Origin of the sequence: Pseudarthrobacter sp. CCNWLW217 (assembly GCF_037203985.1) — a bacterium.
Lineage (GTDB): Bacteria > Actinomycetota > Actinomycetes > Actinomycetales > Micrococcaceae > Arthrobacter.
Genome location: NZ_JBBCBT010000019.1, coordinates 56,587 through 71,264, shown reverse-complemented (window position 1 = coordinate 71,264; position 14,678 = coordinate 56,587). Strand labels below are relative to the sequence as shown.

Annotated in this window: 14 protein-coding genes; 5 read left to right on the top strand and 9 right to left on the bottom strand. The window is 64.9% G+C overall.

Features of this window, described 5'->3' with window-relative positions:
* Nucleotides 1-45: 45 nt before the first annotated feature.
* The 4 genes from V9L18_RS18880 to V9L18_RS18865 all read right to left on the bottom strand — a co-directional run bounded on the left by V9L18_RS18880 (nucleotide 46) and on the right by V9L18_RS18865 (nucleotide 5,238).
* Nucleotides 46-2,283: an ABC transporter ATP-binding protein gene (locus V9L18_RS18880; protein ID WP_337348691.1), complete on the bottom strand. Its 2,238-nt coding sequence runs from the start codon at nucleotides 2,281-2,283 to the stop codon at nucleotides 46-48.
* Nucleotides 2,280-3,281 (bottom strand): ABC transporter permease, encoded by a 1,002-nt coding sequence (locus V9L18_RS18875; protein ID WP_337348690.1) that lies wholly within the window; start codon nucleotides 3,279-3,281, stop codon nucleotides 2,280-2,282. The genes V9L18_RS18880 and V9L18_RS18875 overlap by 4 nt, the downstream gene beginning before the upstream one ends.
* Nucleotides 3,282-3,283: 2 nt before the next feature.
* Complete coding sequence (locus tag V9L18_RS18870) at nucleotides 3,284-4,267, bottom strand: ABC transporter permease (RefSeq protein WP_337348689.1); 984 nt, start codon at nucleotides 4,265-4,267, stop codon at nucleotides 3,284-3,286.
* 362 nt (nucleotides 4,268-4,629) lie between these two features.
* Complete coding sequence (locus V9L18_RS18865) at nucleotides 4,630-5,238, bottom strand: TetR/AcrR family transcriptional regulator (protein WP_337348688.1); 609 nt, start codon at nucleotides 5,236-5,238, stop codon at nucleotides 4,630-4,632.
* A 124-nt stretch (nucleotides 5,239-5,362) separates the two neighbouring features.
* Here V9L18_RS18865 and V9L18_RS18860 point away from each other — a divergent pair, with 124 nt between their 5' ends.
* Nucleotides 5,363-5,920 (top strand): NAD(P)H-dependent oxidoreductase, encoded by a 558-nt coding sequence (locus V9L18_RS18860; protein ID WP_337348687.1) that lies wholly within the window; start codon nucleotides 5,363-5,365, stop codon nucleotides 5,918-5,920.
* Between the two features lie 198 nt (nucleotides 5,921-6,118).
* A complete protein-coding gene (locus V9L18_RS18855; RefSeq protein ID WP_337348686.1) occupies nucleotides 6,119-6,961 on the top strand; it encodes a hypothetical protein in 843 nt (280 codons plus the stop codon).
* Nucleotides 6,962-6,969: 8 nt separating this feature from the next.
* Here the strand turns inward: V9L18_RS18855 and V9L18_RS18850 are convergent, their stop codons facing one another.
* Nucleotides 6,970-7,812 (bottom strand): isocitrate lyase/PEP mutase family protein, encoded by an 843-nt coding sequence (locus V9L18_RS18850; RefSeq protein WP_337348685.1) that lies wholly within the window; start codon nucleotides 7,810-7,812, stop codon nucleotides 6,970-6,972.
* A 111-nt stretch (nucleotides 7,813-7,923) separates the two neighbouring features.
* Between V9L18_RS18850 and V9L18_RS18845 the strand changes: the two genes are divergently transcribed.
* The 3 genes from V9L18_RS18845 (at nucleotide 7,924) to V9L18_RS18835 (ending at nucleotide 10,192) form a co-directional block, all read left to right on the top strand.
* Nucleotides 7,924-9,216, top strand: a complete 1,293-nt coding sequence (locus V9L18_RS18845) for an aminotransferase-like domain-containing protein (protein WP_337348684.1) — start codon at nucleotides 7,924-7,926, stop codon at nucleotides 9,214-9,216.
* A gap of 46 nt (nucleotides 9,217-9,262) precedes the next feature.
* Complete coding sequence (locus tag V9L18_RS18840) at nucleotides 9,263-9,691, top strand: universal stress protein (RefSeq protein ID WP_337348683.1); 429 nt, start codon at nucleotides 9,263-9,265, stop codon at nucleotides 9,689-9,691.
* A gap of 162 nt (nucleotides 9,692-9,853) precedes the next feature.
* A complete protein-coding gene (locus V9L18_RS18835) occupies nucleotides 9,854-10,192 on the top strand; it encodes a hypothetical protein (protein ID WP_337348682.1) in 339 nt (112 codons plus the stop codon).
* A gap of 46 nt (nucleotides 10,193-10,238) precedes the next feature.
* On the opposite strand, the gene V9L18_RS18830 is transcribed toward V9L18_RS18835, so the two are convergent.
* From V9L18_RS18830 to pdhA, 4 genes are all read right to left on the bottom strand, one after another.
* Nucleotides 10,239-10,847 carry a phosphatase PAP2 family protein gene (locus V9L18_RS18830; RefSeq protein WP_337348681.1) on the bottom strand — a complete coding sequence of 203 codons (609 nt, stop codon included), beginning with the start codon at nucleotides 10,845-10,847 and terminating at the stop codon, nucleotides 10,239-10,241.
* A gap of 63 nt (nucleotides 10,848-10,910) precedes the next feature.
* Nucleotides 10,911-12,362 carry a dihydrolipoamide acetyltransferase family protein gene (locus V9L18_RS18825; protein WP_337348680.1) on the bottom strand — a complete coding sequence of 484 codons (1,452 nt, stop codon included), beginning with the start codon at nucleotides 12,360-12,362 and terminating at the stop codon, nucleotides 10,911-10,913.
* Between the two features lie 85 nt (nucleotides 12,363-12,447).
* On the bottom strand, nucleotides 12,448-13,428 hold the full coding sequence (locus V9L18_RS18820; protein ID WP_337348679.1) for an alpha-ketoacid dehydrogenase subunit beta: 981 nt from the start codon (nucleotides 13,426-13,428) through the stop codon (nucleotides 12,448-12,450).
* A complete protein-coding gene (gene pdhA / locus V9L18_RS18815) occupies nucleotides 13,428-14,663 on the bottom strand; it encodes a pyruvate dehydrogenase (acetyl-transferring) E1 component subunit alpha (RefSeq protein ID WP_337348678.1) in 1,236 nt (411 codons plus the stop codon). Before pdhA ends, V9L18_RS18820 begins: the two co-directional genes overlap by 1 nt.
* Nucleotides 14,664-14,678: the final 15 nt, after the last annotated feature.

Genomic DNA, 14,678 nt, shown 5'->3' with positions numbered 1-14,678 from the left:
CCTTCATTGGTGCGAGTGGTGGTGCTTGTGATGGGTCGAAAAAATCTAGGGTGCATGGGGTTCCGCCGTTCCGTGGACCACCAGCATGTCCTCGTCCAGCTCACCGTCCGGGAAGAAGCAGGCGAACTGCTGGTCCGCCGGAGGCAGCCAGCCAGCCTCCAGCGCCTGTGCCGCGGCCGAAGCCGGAACAGCTTCAAGCGGCGGTTCGAGCGTGAGGCATTTCTCCTGCTTCGCCGCAGGAAGCGCCGCGAAGACGGGACAACGGGTTGCGAAGTTGCAGCCCTTGGGCGCATCGAGGGGCGAGGGGAGGTCGCCCTGGAGGATGATGCGCTCCCGGGTGCGCTCCAGCTGGGGATCCGGGACCGGAATGGCGGACAGCAGCGCCCGCGTGTACGGATGGCGGGGGTTGTCAAAGACGCGGTCCACCTCGCCGATCTCCACGATCTTGCCCAGGTACATCACGGCCACCCGGTTGGAGATGTGCCGGACCACGGAGAGGTCGTGGGCAACCATCAGGTAGCTGAGGCCCAACTCGGCGCGCAGCTGGTCCAGCAGGTTGATGACGCCGGCCTGGACGGACACGTCCAGAGCGGATACGGGCTCGTCAAGGACCACTAGTTTCGGGTTCACGGCCAGGGCGCGGGCGATGCCCACACGCTGCCGCTGGCCGCCGGAAAACTGGTTGGGGAACCGGTTGACGTGGTCGGGCTGCAGCCCCACCAGCTTCATCAGTTCCATGATCCGCTTCTTGATGGCCCGCTTGTCCAGGCCCGCGTTCTGCAGCGGTTCGGCCAGGACCTCATAGACCGTGAACCGCGGATCCAGGGCCCCGGTTGGATCCTGGAACACCATCTGCAGCTCGCGGCGCATGGCGCTCTTGGCCTTGCCGGTGGTGGCTTCCTTATTGCTGAGGCCGCCGATCACCACCTCGCCATCCTGGTCCTTGTGGAACTCCATGATTTCCAGGAGCGTGGTGGTTTTTCCGGAGCCGGACTCCCCGACGATGGAGAAACACTCGCCCTCGCGGATATCAAAGCTCAGGCCATCCACGGCCTTGACGGTGCCGATGCGCCGCTTCAGCAGGGCACCCTTGGTGAGCGGGAAGTGCTTGCGCACGTCCTTGAGTTCCAGCACCGTTGCCCGTTCCGCACGGGGAATGGCATCGAAGCGGGACACGGGCACCGGTGGTGCCGAGAAGATTTCCAGGACGTCGGTGTCCCCACCCAAGGCATCGGACTTGATGCAGGCAGCTTTGTGTCCGGCGTGGCCCGCAGCAGGGAGTAGTTCCGGTTCCCCGGCCCTGCAGGCATCTGTGACCAGCGGACACCGCGGGGCGAACGAGCAGCCGGTGGGCGTGTGGATGAGGTTGGGCGGGATGCCCTCGATGGGGACCAGCGACGTCTTCTCGGCCACGTCCACGCGCGGCACGGCCCCGAGGAGGCCCATGGTGTAAGGCATCCTCGGGTCGTAGTAGATGTCATCCACGTGCCCGGTCTCGACGGGCCGGCCGGCATACATCACCATGATGTCGTCGGCGATGCCCGCCACCACACCCAGATCGTGGGTGATCATCACGACGGCGGCACCCGTCTCCTCCTGCGCCGTATGAAGCACCTCCAGCACCTGGGCCTGGATGGTGACGTCCAGCGCCGTCGTCGGCTCATCCGCGATCAGCACCCGGGGGTTGTTGGCGATCGCGATGGCGATCATCACGCGCTGGCGCATGCCGCCGGAGAACTCGTGCGGGAAGGCTTTGAGCCTGTCCTTGGGGCTCGGGATCCCCACCATGGCCAAAAGTTCGACGGCGCGGGCTTCTTTGGCCTGTTTGCTCATCGTCGGGTTGTGGATGGTGAGGGCCTCGATGATCTGGGTGCCCACCGTAAAGACCGGAGTCAGGGAGGAGAGCGGATCCTGGAACACCATGGCGATGTCATTGCCGCGGTAGGCGCACATCGCCTTGTCGCTGAGGCCCAGCAGTTCCTTGCCCATCAGCCGCACGGACCCAGCGATTTGAGCCGTGGGAGGCAGGAGGCCCATGATGGCCAGCGACGTGACGGATTTACCGGAACCGGATTCGCCCACGATCCCCAGGGTCTTGCCCGGCATCAGGTCGAAGTCGACGCCCCGGACCGCGTGCACCACCCCGTTCTCGGAGTTGAACCGAACGTTCAGGTCCCGAACCGACAGGACAGCGTCCGACGGCGAATACAGGCCGGCGACTTGGAGGCGTTCGGCGGCGGATTGTGTGGGATCGGCCGGTTCGAGGTACGTTTCGCTGCTCATTTCGCCGGCTCCTTGACGCTGTTCTTCGCGCTGTCCTTGGGGGTCCTGTTCTTCGTGGCCTTGCCGACGGAACTGGAGCTGGGGTCGAAGGCGTCCCGCAGGCCGTCGTTCATCATGGCAAGGGAGCCTGTCAGCAGGAACATCACCGTCAGCGGGACCCAGAACATCCAGGGGAAGGTCTGGACTTGGGACGTGGCGCCACCGATCAATACTCCCAGGCTTACATCGGGGACCTTGATGCCGATGCCGATGAAGGAAAACGCAACTTCGGCCAGGATGGCACCTGTGACACCGCGGGTGATGTCCAGGACCAGCAAGGATCCGATGTTGGGAACCAGGTGGCGCCACACGATCCTGCGGGGCGGGACGCCCATGTATTGGGCGGCCTTGACGAAGTCCCGCTGCATCAGCGACATGGACAGGGACCGGATAAGCCGGGCGGTGCCCATCCAGCTGAAGACCAGGAGCACGATGATCAGGAGGAGCCAGCTGGGCAGGTTCTTTTTCAACCCGTCCCCTCCGCCGCTCGTGGCCACAGCCACCACCAGCAGGGCAGGCATCATGATGAGCGCCTCAAGGACAAAGAGCATCACCTTGTCAACTTTTCCGCCGAAGTAGGCCATGGTGCAGCCGTAGACGGCGGCGACCAGGACGGACACCAGCCCAACAATCAAGCCAATCATGATGGAGATCCGGGTGCCCTCCACAGTCATGGCGTAGAGGTCGATTCCGGCCTGGGAAGTGCCCAGGAAGTGGTCCCCGGAGGGTGGCATGCCAATGTTGAAGGGGTCGATGGTCTCCTTGTCCCAGGGTGTGAAGTACCCGCCGACGAAGGAGAAGAGCGTGAGGCCAAGGAAAATGATGAGGCCCGCCACGGCGGTCCGGTTCCGCATGAAGCGCCGGAAGATAATGGTGGATTTGCCGATGACCGCGTCGGCGCTTTCCAGGTGAGCGTCCTGTGCTACTGCTGCCGGGTCGACGGCATTGAGGTTGGTCACGGCTACTGCACCCTCACTCTCGGGTCAACAAGCGTGGTGGCGAAGTCCGCCAGGATGGCGCCGAGGGCGAAAATGACTGAGCCATAAGCAAGCGTTGCCGTGGCGGCGTTTACGTCCTGGAGGGAGATGGCGTCGATGCTCCAGGAGCCAACCCCCGGCCAAGCGAAGATTTTCTCGGCGAAGAAGCCGCCCGCGAAGATGGCCGGAATTGTGAAGGCAATGCTCTGCGCAACCGGGATGAAGGAGACCCGGAGGGCGTGCCGTGAGATGGCCTGGTTGCGGGTCAGGCCCTTGGCGCGGGCCGTGCGGACGAAGTCGGCGTTGACGTTATCCAGCAGGTATTGCCGCTGGGCGATCTGGTAAGAGCCCCACCCCACGAGCGTGATGGCGACGGTGGGCACCGCGTAGTGGGCCACCATGTCCACGAACTGCGCCCAGCCCTGTTCCATGCCTGGCGTCGAGATGCCGGTGACGAAGAAGATCCGCTCGCCGACGGTTTCGTTAATGTTGATCGCACCGAGCTGCACGAGGAAGTAGGCAATGGGCGCCGGCACGATGTAGGCAAGGTAGCTGTACGAGGTGATGACGCGATCTTGGAACTTGTATTGGCGGGCCGCCGAGTACACACCGAGGGCGACGCCGATCACGAGCGTCAGGACGATGGAGGCGAGGAAGAGCCGTGTGGAGATCCACACGCGATCGCCGAACTCGGCGTTGATGTACGCGCCGTTGGGACTGCGGCCCCAGTCCCAGCGGGTCACGATACCCGTCAGCCACTCTACGTAACGCTCCCAGGGGCTAAGGTCCGGGTCCAGTCCCTTGAGGCGCATGGAGTTGGCGACCTGCTCTGGAGTGGGACGCGGGATTCTTTCCTGCTCCAACAGCGCGGGTTTGAGGGAGCTGACCGCAAGGAAATACCCGGCCGAAGTGGTCAGGAAGATCATAAAAACATAGGTGATTCCGCGCTTGGCGAGGTACCGGAGCATGTGCCAGCTACTTCTGTATCGCCGCTACCGGTTGCTCGACCTGTTGTGTCAAGGAACTCCGGCGCGCTGGCTCCGGGGCGTTGGCCGTAACTGCTATCACGAGCTTGATCCTTCCGTCGTCCCCGGCCAGGCAGGGGATGCGCCGCCACTTCCGGGTTCCTCACCAGCGGGTAGCTGGCTTCCCGCAGCCGTTGCCGGCTTGGTCCTGGTGGACTATGTTGCGGGTCACATTCCACAGGAAATTACCACACAGATCCTGTCAAAAAGCGACCAAACGGACGGGAATGCCCCACGCCGTATCGAATCGTTATGAATAATCCAGTGGAACTGATTTGACAGACGCATCAATCGGGCCGGGCAGGTTACGCCCCACGCACTACACGGGTAACGAGCTCACGCCAGGACTCGGCGAGCCGCTCGGGCTCAATGCCGTGCACCCGGACCGCGTGCAACAGCCGCTCCGGGTCCAGCGTGGCACTGAGGGCCATGGCCATCAGGCGGGGGTCCGCGTCCATGCCCTCCTCGCGGAGGAGCAGTTCGATGTGCCTGTGCCAGAGGACGGCGGCAGGGACGTCGAAGCGGTTGTAGGCTGATTCATCGGCAGCGCGGGCAAGCTCCCCGTATTCCAGCACATAGGCGATGCGGGCCGAACCGAAGGCTATGAGCCGCTCCAGGCCGGGGGCGCCGGGACCGAGGGGCGGCGGCCCGAACATAAAGCGGGCCTGGAATTCAGCTTCGGCGTCACTGAGAAGTGTCATCATCAGGCCGGCCCTGCTGCCGAACCGGCGGAACACGGTTCCCTTGCCCACGCCGGCGCGCTCGGCCAGCCTGTCCATGGTGAGTCCGTCCGCACCGCATTCGTCGATGAGTTCGCGGGCGGCTCCCAGCAGGCGCTCACGGTTCCGGGCAGCGTCGCTGCGCTCGGTGACCGGTCCGGACAACGATCCGGGACGCAATGGGATGAAGCTCACATCCCACATTCTAGACCCCGGGAATATTATCCGGACCGTAGTCCGTTTAGATCGTGAAGGCCCCAAGAGCCTGAGTTTTCCAGCCAGCCTGCGGACCCGCCGCAGCCCCGACCCAGGAGTCCCCATGTCAAAGAGCACCGTCCTTACCCTCGTCGGCAGCCTCCGCGCCGAATCCACCAACCAGAAGCTCGCCGAGGCCATCCGGCTGAACGCGCCCGAGCAGGTTGACGTGGTCATCCACGACAGCCTCGGCAACATTCCGTTCTACAACGAGGACATCGACGTCGAAGGCCAGGTTCCCGCCGCAGCTGCAGCCCTGCGCGCCGCCGCCAACGAAGCCGACACCCTCCTGCTGGTCACGCCCGAGCACAACGGAACCGTGCCGGCGTCGCTCAAGAATGCCATCGACTGGCTGTCCCGCCCGTTCGGTGCCGGCGCCCTGGCAGGCAAGCCCACCGCCGTCGTCGGTACCGCCTTTGGCCAGTTCGGCGGGGTATGGGCCCAGGATGAGGCACGCAAGGCTGTCGGCATCGCCGGCGCACAGGTGCTTGAGGACGTCAAGCTGGCAGTCCCCGGTTCCATGGTCCGCTTCGCAGAACTGCACCCGAAGGATGACGCCGAGGTTGTCGAGCAGATCAAGGGCGTTTTTGATGCCCTCGCCGCTGCACGCCCCGCCGCCTAAGCCTCACAGATACCGAATGCCCCGGCTACCGCAAGGTATCCGGGGCATTCGTTATGGCTCCGTGAGTCGCCGGGCCAAAGGGGCCTCCGGCGTGACCAACTCTTGTCCCAACCGGTACCGGAGCGGCATTCCCTGGCCTGCGTGGCGGCCGTAACGTTAAATGCACGGAAATGTACCGGACGGAATTGCGGTGCGGGGATGGCGAGCAGGCGTAGTGCCACGAAACGGGCGGCGGCAGTAGCAGTGGCCCTGGTGCTTCCGCATTGGCTGGGGTCCTGCGCTGCCGTGGCCGAAATACCCGCCGGCACGGCTGCCAGCGAACAGGCTCTCCCGCCTGCGGAACCCCTGACCCCCATTCCCCAGCCCCAGGCCGCACCACCCGCCGGGTCCTTGGGGGCTGACAGCCCGGCGGCGAGTCCGGTACCTTCCGGGGACACACCCGACAGCGCGCCGGCGGATGGGACTGCGATCCAGACGGGCGAACCACCAGCAGCCGCAGCTCCCGGCTCCGGCACAGGAGCCGGCAGCGCCGGTAACCCGGGGCAGGCCCAGACCGGGGTAGCGGGAACGGCACCTGCTGCGGAACCGCAGCCCGCCCAGACCCGCAGTCCCGACGAGCCGCCTATCGGCAACGCGGCCGGAGCCCAGTCCGTCACGGCGTACTACGTCCTCCTGGACGACGGCGGAAGCAGCGGTGTGCGCTTCGGATGCAACGACAGCCTGGTGGGCGTCAAGCGCACCCAGACGGAGTCCACCGAACCCCTGCCGGCGGCCATCACCGCCCTGCTGGACGGATCCGAGCCGCCGATAGCCGATGTCTATAACTCGCTCTCCGGCTCTACCCTGGACTTCCTGTCCGGAACCTTTGACGGCACCACCGTCACGGTTTACCTGGCAGGCACCATACGTCCGGGCGGAGTATGCGACATTCCGCGGATTGAGGCCCAGCTGACCCAGACCGCGGTATCGGCGGTGGGCGCCATCCGGGCCGAGATCTACGTCAATGGCGCAGGACTCGCCGAGGCCCTGAGCGTTAAGTAGAGCCCCGCTTATCCCCCGAACAGGGCGTCCATGGCGGCGTGGCTGCGTGCCCCGGCAAGCTCGGACCAGTTGCCGTCGCCCAGCACCTCCTCGGCCACCCGGGAGACCGTTGCATACGCAGCCTTGGCGGTATTGCCGCCGATGCTGATCCGCTGCACACCGGCGTCGTGCAGTTCACCCACGGACGGCGCACCGACGCCTGCTAGTGCGTTCAGCGGCGCGTCGATCCGGCGGGACAGCTCATGGAGCACGTGCAGGTCGGTTACCCCCGGCACAAAAATCCCGCTTGCGCCGGCCGCAAGATAGGCTTCGGCCCTCGTCAAGGTCTCTTCGAAGGCCAGCTCCGGATAATCCCCGGACAGGTATGTGTCAGTGCGGGCATTGATGAAGAGGTCGACGCCGGCGGCGGACGCGGTCTCCCGGACCAGGTCCAGGCGGCGGCACTGCTCGCTGGTGCCCGTGAGGGGGCCGTCTCCGGAGTCCTCGAAGTTGATGCCTACGGCCCCTGCCTCCAGCACTGCCAGGACGGTGTTGCGCAGCTTCTTATCGTCGAAGCCGTCGCCACTGCCGGCATAGCCCGTTTCAATGTCAGCCGTGACTGGAAGCGAAGTGGCCGCAACGATCCTCGCCAGTGCGGACATGGCCAACCCGGCCGGAAGTCTGTTGCCGTCCGGGAAACCCATGCTCCAGGAAATGGCGGAGCTGGAGGTGGCAATCGCCGTGGCACCGGCTTCTTCCACGAGCCGGGCGGAGGCCGCGTCCCAGACATTGACCAGGAGCAGCGGCGCCCCGGAACGGTGGAGGGAGCTGAATGCTGCGGCTAGCTGCGTGGACTGCGGGGGCGTCATCATGGGTCTATTCCAGCCCGTCCGCCCCTTCCCGTAAAGCTGCCGGCACGCCGACGTGCTTCACAGATAAACAAGTGTTGCCTTATCAGCAACTGTCGGTTGTATCCTGAGGGTGTGAGCCACGAAACACTTGATGCCGCAGCAGGGCTGCTGCCAGCAGAAGCCATTGACGCTATCGAACGCGCGGCCACGTCCGCACACCGCCACGAGGACCTGTTCTCGGAGCGCGCCGCCAATATCAGGCAATCCGCCGTACGCGACGTTTTTGACATCTCCATGCGGCCCGGACTGGTCTCGCTCGCCGGAGGAAGTCCCTACCTGCAGTCCCTCCCACTGGAGCGGCTGGCCCAGACAGCTGCCACCATCATCGCCGACGACGGCCTGACCGCCCTGCAATATGGCGGCGGCCAAGGAACGGAAGAGCTGCGTGCGCAGATTTGTGAGGTGATGGCGGCCGAAGGCATTCTCGATGCCGTGCCCGAGAACGTGGTGATCACGGCGGGCTCGCAGTCTGCCCAGGACGTGGCCACCAAGGTGTTCTGCAATCCAGGCGACGTGGTGCTGGTGGAGAATCCCACGTACGTCGGCGCACTGAACACCTTCGAGGCCTACCAGGTCCAGGTGGAAACCGTTGAGATGGACGACGACGGGCTGGTCCCCGAACTGCTGGAGGCCAAGATTGCAGCACTCCAGACCGCGGGGAAGAACGTCAAGTTCCTCTACACCATCCCGAACTTCAACAACCCCTCCGGTATCACGCTCGCGCAGGACCGCAGGCAACAGATCGTCGATATATGCCGTAACGCGAATATTCTGGTGTTGGAAGACAATCCATACGGCCTCCTGCGGTTCGATGGGGAACCCCTGGCCCCCCTGCGCGCGGCTAACTCGGCCGACGTCATCTACATGGGCTCCTTCTCCAAAATCTTCGCGCCGGGCCTTCGCATTGGGTGGGCCCTTGTTCCGGAGCACTTGCAGCGCCGCTACTACCTCGCGTCGGAAGCCGTCACCCTGTGCCCGCCGACGCTCAACCAGATGCTGGTGTCCGCCTACCTCCGCGACTACGACTGGAAGGGCCAGATCGAGATCTACCGCGGACTCTACGCTGAGCGGTGCCACGCGATGCTGGCCGCGCTTGAGGAGTACATGCCCGTCGGCGCAAGCTGGACCAGCCCTGAGGGCGGCTTCTTCGTCTGGGTGACCCTACCTGAAGGGGTGGACACCTATCCCCTCTTGAAGAAGGCCATCGATGCCGGTGTGGTTTTTATCCCCGGCGCTGCCTTCTCGCCGTCAGACGAACCGTCCAACAAGCTGCGGCTGGCGTTTAGCGCCGTGCCTCCCGAGGCCATCACCGAAGGTGTCCGGCGTTTGGCCCCTGTACTGCGGGAAGCCATCACCGGGCTGTAGCCTTGCCACACTGGATCAGGCCACTTACCAAAGCGAAGGAGCAAAGATGAGCGGAATTATTGTTGTTGGGGTAGACGGCAGCGGAACGGCCAAGAAGGCCGCCGAGGCCGCGAGGGACCTGGCGGCCGCCGTGGGCGCGTCACTCCATGTCGTCTCAGCGTTCGACAGTGACCGCACCGAGGTATTCGGCAGCGGCAGCGATCAGTGGATCGTCTCTGATGCTGATGGAGCGGAGCACGTGGCCAAGACGGTGGCGGATTCCCTCACCGGCGAGGTCAAGGTGACATATTCCGCCGCCCGCGGCAAGCCTGCGGAGGCACTCATCAAGGAAGCCGAACGTCTCAGTGCCCGGATGATCGTGGTGGGCAACAGGCGGATGCGCGGCATTGGCCGGGTTCTGGGCAGCGTGGCCAACAGCGTGGCCCACAACGCCACGTGCGATGTCTACATCGCCAACACCTACGACGCCGACTGACCTGCAATCACTGAATCGCGGCACTGCGCACCGCCTGCACGGGGCGGTGCGTGGTGTCGCTTCTCACCCCCAGAACGCCATTTTCGTTACGTGACCAACGATAAAATTGGAGTGCCCCCGAAGGAGCGGACAACAACCAGCCGCACCACATAAGGGGCCCCCTTGATCACTCTCCAGCGCCGTCAGCTCGTTGGCCACGATATCCTCCTCGCCAGGCATGGCAACCACATCTGCTCCATGCGGGTGGACCGCGGCAACGGCCGGGTAGTGGCCCTGCTGGACGACGGTTCCGTGGACAGCGCCCCCAACCTCATCTCCCCAGGACTGCAGCTGCCGGACACCTTTGAAAGTGTCCTGCGCGAGGACTGGAAGTTCTTCGCAGCACTCTCAGCCATTGCAATCGGCATCGGAGGCCTCATGATGGCAGCTGCCTGGACACTTGGAGGCACGGCAATGGGCGCTGAGGCCACCCAGATCATGTCCACGTACGCATCCTTCTAGGCGGCGTGCTGCCGGTTCGGCCGACAGGATGCCAGCCGAACGTCGGCTAGGCCAGCCAGCCCTGGAGCAGCCACCAGAAGCCCGACATCGCCAGCCCGCCAACGAGCGATCCGGCCACAACCTGGCCCGCTGTATGGGCGCGCAGCACCACACGGGACCAGCCCACTGCGGGAATCAGCACCAGCAGCGGCAGCCAGGCCGGACCCAGCATCATCACAGTGATAACGGCCGACGACGATATGGCCGCGGCGTGTCCGCTGATCTTCCAGAAGGGACTCACCGCTCCAGTCACCACAATGCCGCCCACAATGGTCAAAACCATCACCACAACGCTTGGCGGCGCGCCGACAGCAATGAGCACCAGCAGCCCTGCCACCACCGACGCCAAGGCCATCAGCAACACCGGCGCCCTCTGCTCGCGGTTGCTGACATGGTGGTCCGTGACCTTGCCCAGCCGCACGAGGCCCAACAGCAGCAACACTGGCAGGACGCAGACGAACAGCGCGGCAAGGGCCCCGTAGCCAATGGTTCCCGGGAATCCAGGCTCGGTGAGGGGGCTGATCAGCAGCTGAAGCGTGACTACCACCGGCGGCTGGAAAACCTCCGTCAGCCATCGTGCTGACCGGTTTTGGGCGCGGAGGGCTGAATCAGTCAAAGTGCCTCGTCTTCCGATCTTCCGGGCTTGTTCGCCTACGGGGCCTGTGTCTGTGGGGTGAACCTAGTCCAGCAGGAGTGCCGGCTCCTCAAGGATGGCTGCGACGTCAGCCATAAAGCGGGCAGACAGGTCACCGTCCACCACGCGGTGGTCGAACGAACCGCCCAGGGTGGTGATCCAGCGCGGGATCACTTCCCCGTCCAGGACCCAAGGCTTCTGCTTGATGGTTCCGAAGGCGACGATCGCCACCTCTCCGGGGTTAATGATGGGCGTCCCGGTATCGATTCCCAGCGCGCCGATATTAGTGATGGTGAGCGTGCCGCCCTGCATTTCGGCGGGTCGGGTCTTGCCAGCCCGGGCCGTCGTGGCCAGGTTGTTCAGCGCCAGGGCAAGTTCCTTCAGTGAGAGATCCTGGGCATCCTTGATGTTGGGCACCATCAGGCCCCGGGGCGTGGCTGCTGCAATGCCCAGGTTCATGTAGTGCTTAACGTGGATCTCGGCGGAGTCGGTGCCATCGGCATTGTCCACCCACGTGGCGTTGACGCTCGGGTTCCGGGCTGCCGCCCAGATGACGGCCTTGGCCAGGATCAGCAGCGGCGAGACCTTGATTCCTTCGAAGTCACGCGAGGCCTTCAGCCGCTTCACGAACTCCATGGTGCGGCTGGCATCCACGTCCACGAAGATGCTGACGTGGGGTGCGGCAAAGGCAGACTCCACCATGGCCTTCGCCGTCGCCTTCCGGACGCCCTTGACGGGAACACGCTCAATCCGCTGGTCCTGCGGCTTATTGGCCTTGCCCCAGAATCCGTCGGCCTTGTCCAATTCGGCGTCGCGCTGGGCCTGGTAGCTCACCAGGTCCTCGCGGGTGACCTCGCCGCGGGAGCCCGTCGCCACAACGTCCGCCAGGTCGATTCCCAGGTCGCGGGCAATCTTGCGCACGGGAGGCTTGGCCAGGACCCTGTTCACCAGGCCGGTGATCGTGTCACCCAGGGTGGGCCGGTCATCCACAGCCGGAGTCTCGACAGGCTTGGCCGCCGGGACCCGGGCAGCAACAGGCGCAACCTCCGGGACCGGGGCTGACCCGGCAGCCACGGCAGGCGCGGTTTTGCGCGCGCGGCGCTTGACGGCGTCGGCCTTGGGACCGGAGCCCACCAGCGGACCGCCGGCCAGGGCACTGTCCGTTGTGCCGGCGTCGGACGCTGGGAGCTTACCGTAAAGGGGCTGGACCGGAGTGGCCGGAGCTGGGACATCGGCCGGAGTGGGGTCGCCGGATACAGCGTCAGTGACACTGATGATGGGGGTTCCGACGTCGATGGTGATCCCCTCAGGGACCAGCAGCTCGGTGACTGTCCCGGCGAAAGGTGACGGCAACTCCACCAAGGACTTAGCCGTTTCAATCTCGCACAGGACGTCATTGATGGCGACGGTGTCGCCCGGCTTGACCTTCCAGGAGACGATTTCCGCCTCGGTGAGGCCTTCGCCCACGTCGGGAAGGTTGAACTTGTTCACAGTCATGATGTCCTCGGTTTCGAAAAGCTCAAGTCCGCGCTCCGGGCCAGGAGACGGGGCGGCAAGTCTGAGTGGGGATAGGCGGACCAGGCTAGTAGGCCAGGGCCCGGTCCAGCGCCTCAAGGATCCTGTCGATGTCCGGAAGGTAGTCTTCCTCGACCTTGGCGACCGGGTACGGCATGTGGAACCCGCCAACACGGATGACTGGGGCTTCGAGGGACAGGAAGGCGCGTTCGCTGATCCTGGCCGCGATTTCGCCGCCGATGCCGCCGAAGGTGGGTGCCTCGTGGGCAACCACCAGGCGTCCGGTCTTCTTCACCGACGCCTCCACCGTGTCGAAATCGATCGGTGAGATGGAGCGGAGGTCGATAACTTCCACGCTGCGCCCGTCCTCGGCCGCAGCGTTCGCAGCGGCCAGTGCCACTGGCACCAGGGGGCCGTACGCCACGATGGTGGCATCCGTGCCCTCCCGGAGTACGTGTGCCTTGAAGGGATCCTCCGCTTCGCCGGCGGCCTCAGTGTCCACCTCGCCCTTGAGCCAGTAGCGGCGCTTGGGCTCAAAGACGATGACGGGATCCTGGCATTCGACCGCCTGCTGGATCATCCAGTACGCGTCATGCGGGTTGGACGGCGTGATGATGCGCAGCCCGGCGGTGTGCGCGAACAAGGCCTCGGGGGACTCGGAGTGGTGCTCTACCGAACCGATACCGCCGCCGTACGGGATGCGGATGACTACGGGCACCGTAAGGTTGCCGTTGCTGCGGGCATGCATCTTGGCCAGCTGGGTGGTGATCTGGTTAAAGCCTGGGAACACAAACCCGTCGAACTGGATCTCGCAGATGGGGCTGTAGCCCCGCAGGGCAAGGCCAATTGCCGTACCGATGATGCCGGATTCTGCCAGCGGTGTATCCACCACGCGGTCGGGGCCGAACTCCGCGATCAGCCCGTCGGTAACGCGGTAGACGCCGCCGAGGGGACCGATGTCCTCACCCATCAGCAGGGACTTGGGGTTGTTGGTCAGGGCTGAGCGCAGGCCTTCGTTGATGGCCTTGGCGATTGTCATGGTGGTCATCAGTGGCCTGCCTCTGTTTCTGCCTGTCCGGCGGGTTCCTCGCCGGCAAACCCTGCGCTGTACTCCTCGAACCAGGCAAGCTCCTCCGCAACCAGCGGGTGGGCTTCGACGTAGGTGTTCGCGAAGGCCGTACGGATGTCAGGGGTCTCAAGGTCGTGGGTAGTTCGCCGGACGTAGGCCGCAAGGTCGTCGCCGTCAGCCTTCACCTTGGCAAAGAAGGCGTCGTCTGCCATGCCCTCAGCCCGCAGGTACTTCTCCAGCCGGAGCAGGGGATCCTTGGCCCGCCACGCATCTTCCTCCGCCGACAGCCGGTACTTGGTGGGGTCATCAGCAGTGGTGTGGGCGCCGACGCGGTAGGTGAAAGCCTCGATCAGCACCGGCCCCTTGCCTTGGCGCGCATGGTCAAGGGCCCACTCGGTGACCGCGTGCACGGCAATGACGTCGTTGCCATCCACGCGGATGCCGGGGAACCCGTAGCCCTTGGCCCGGTGGGAGAGCGGAATGCGGGTCTGCACAGTGCTGGGCACGGAAATGGCCCAGTGATTGTTTTGGCAGAAGAAGACCACCGGAGCGTTGTAGGACGCGGCGAACACCATGGATTCGTGGACGTCGCCTTCGGAGCTGGCGCCGTCGCCGAAGTAGGCCATGACCGCTGCCGGCGGTTCCGTACCCACGGGGTCCGAAGCCGCAGCGGACTTCTGGTCCCGCTGGATGCCCATGGCGTAACCCACGGCGTGGAGCGTCTGGGCGGCCAGGACCAGAGTGTAGAGGTGGAAGTTGGTGTCCTTGGGGTTCCACCCGCCGTTGGACACCCCACGGAACTGGCGCAGCAGTTCGGCGAGGTCGACGTCGCGGGTGAGGGCAACGCCGTGCTCGCGGTAAGTGGGGAAGATGTAGTCCTGGGGCTGGCTGGCACGGCCGGAGCCAATCTGCGCAGCTTCCTGGCCGGTCAACGGAACCCAGAGGGCAAGCTGACCTTGGCGCTGCAGGGCCGTGGCCTCCACGTCAAAGCGGCGGATTGCGGCCATGTCGGCGTACAGCCCGCGCAGCTTCTCGGGATCGAGCTTCTCGGCGTACGGGCCATAGACGGGATCAGTGCCAAGCTTTCCGTCTGGTCCCAGCAACTGGACCATCGGCGCCGGGGGCTCGCCCATGGCAGCCTCGGCATCAGCCTCAAGCTGGTCGTCTACCGCTGTTCCGTCGAACTCGGTGGAGGGCAAATGTGTGGCGCCCATACCGTCTCCTTGCTT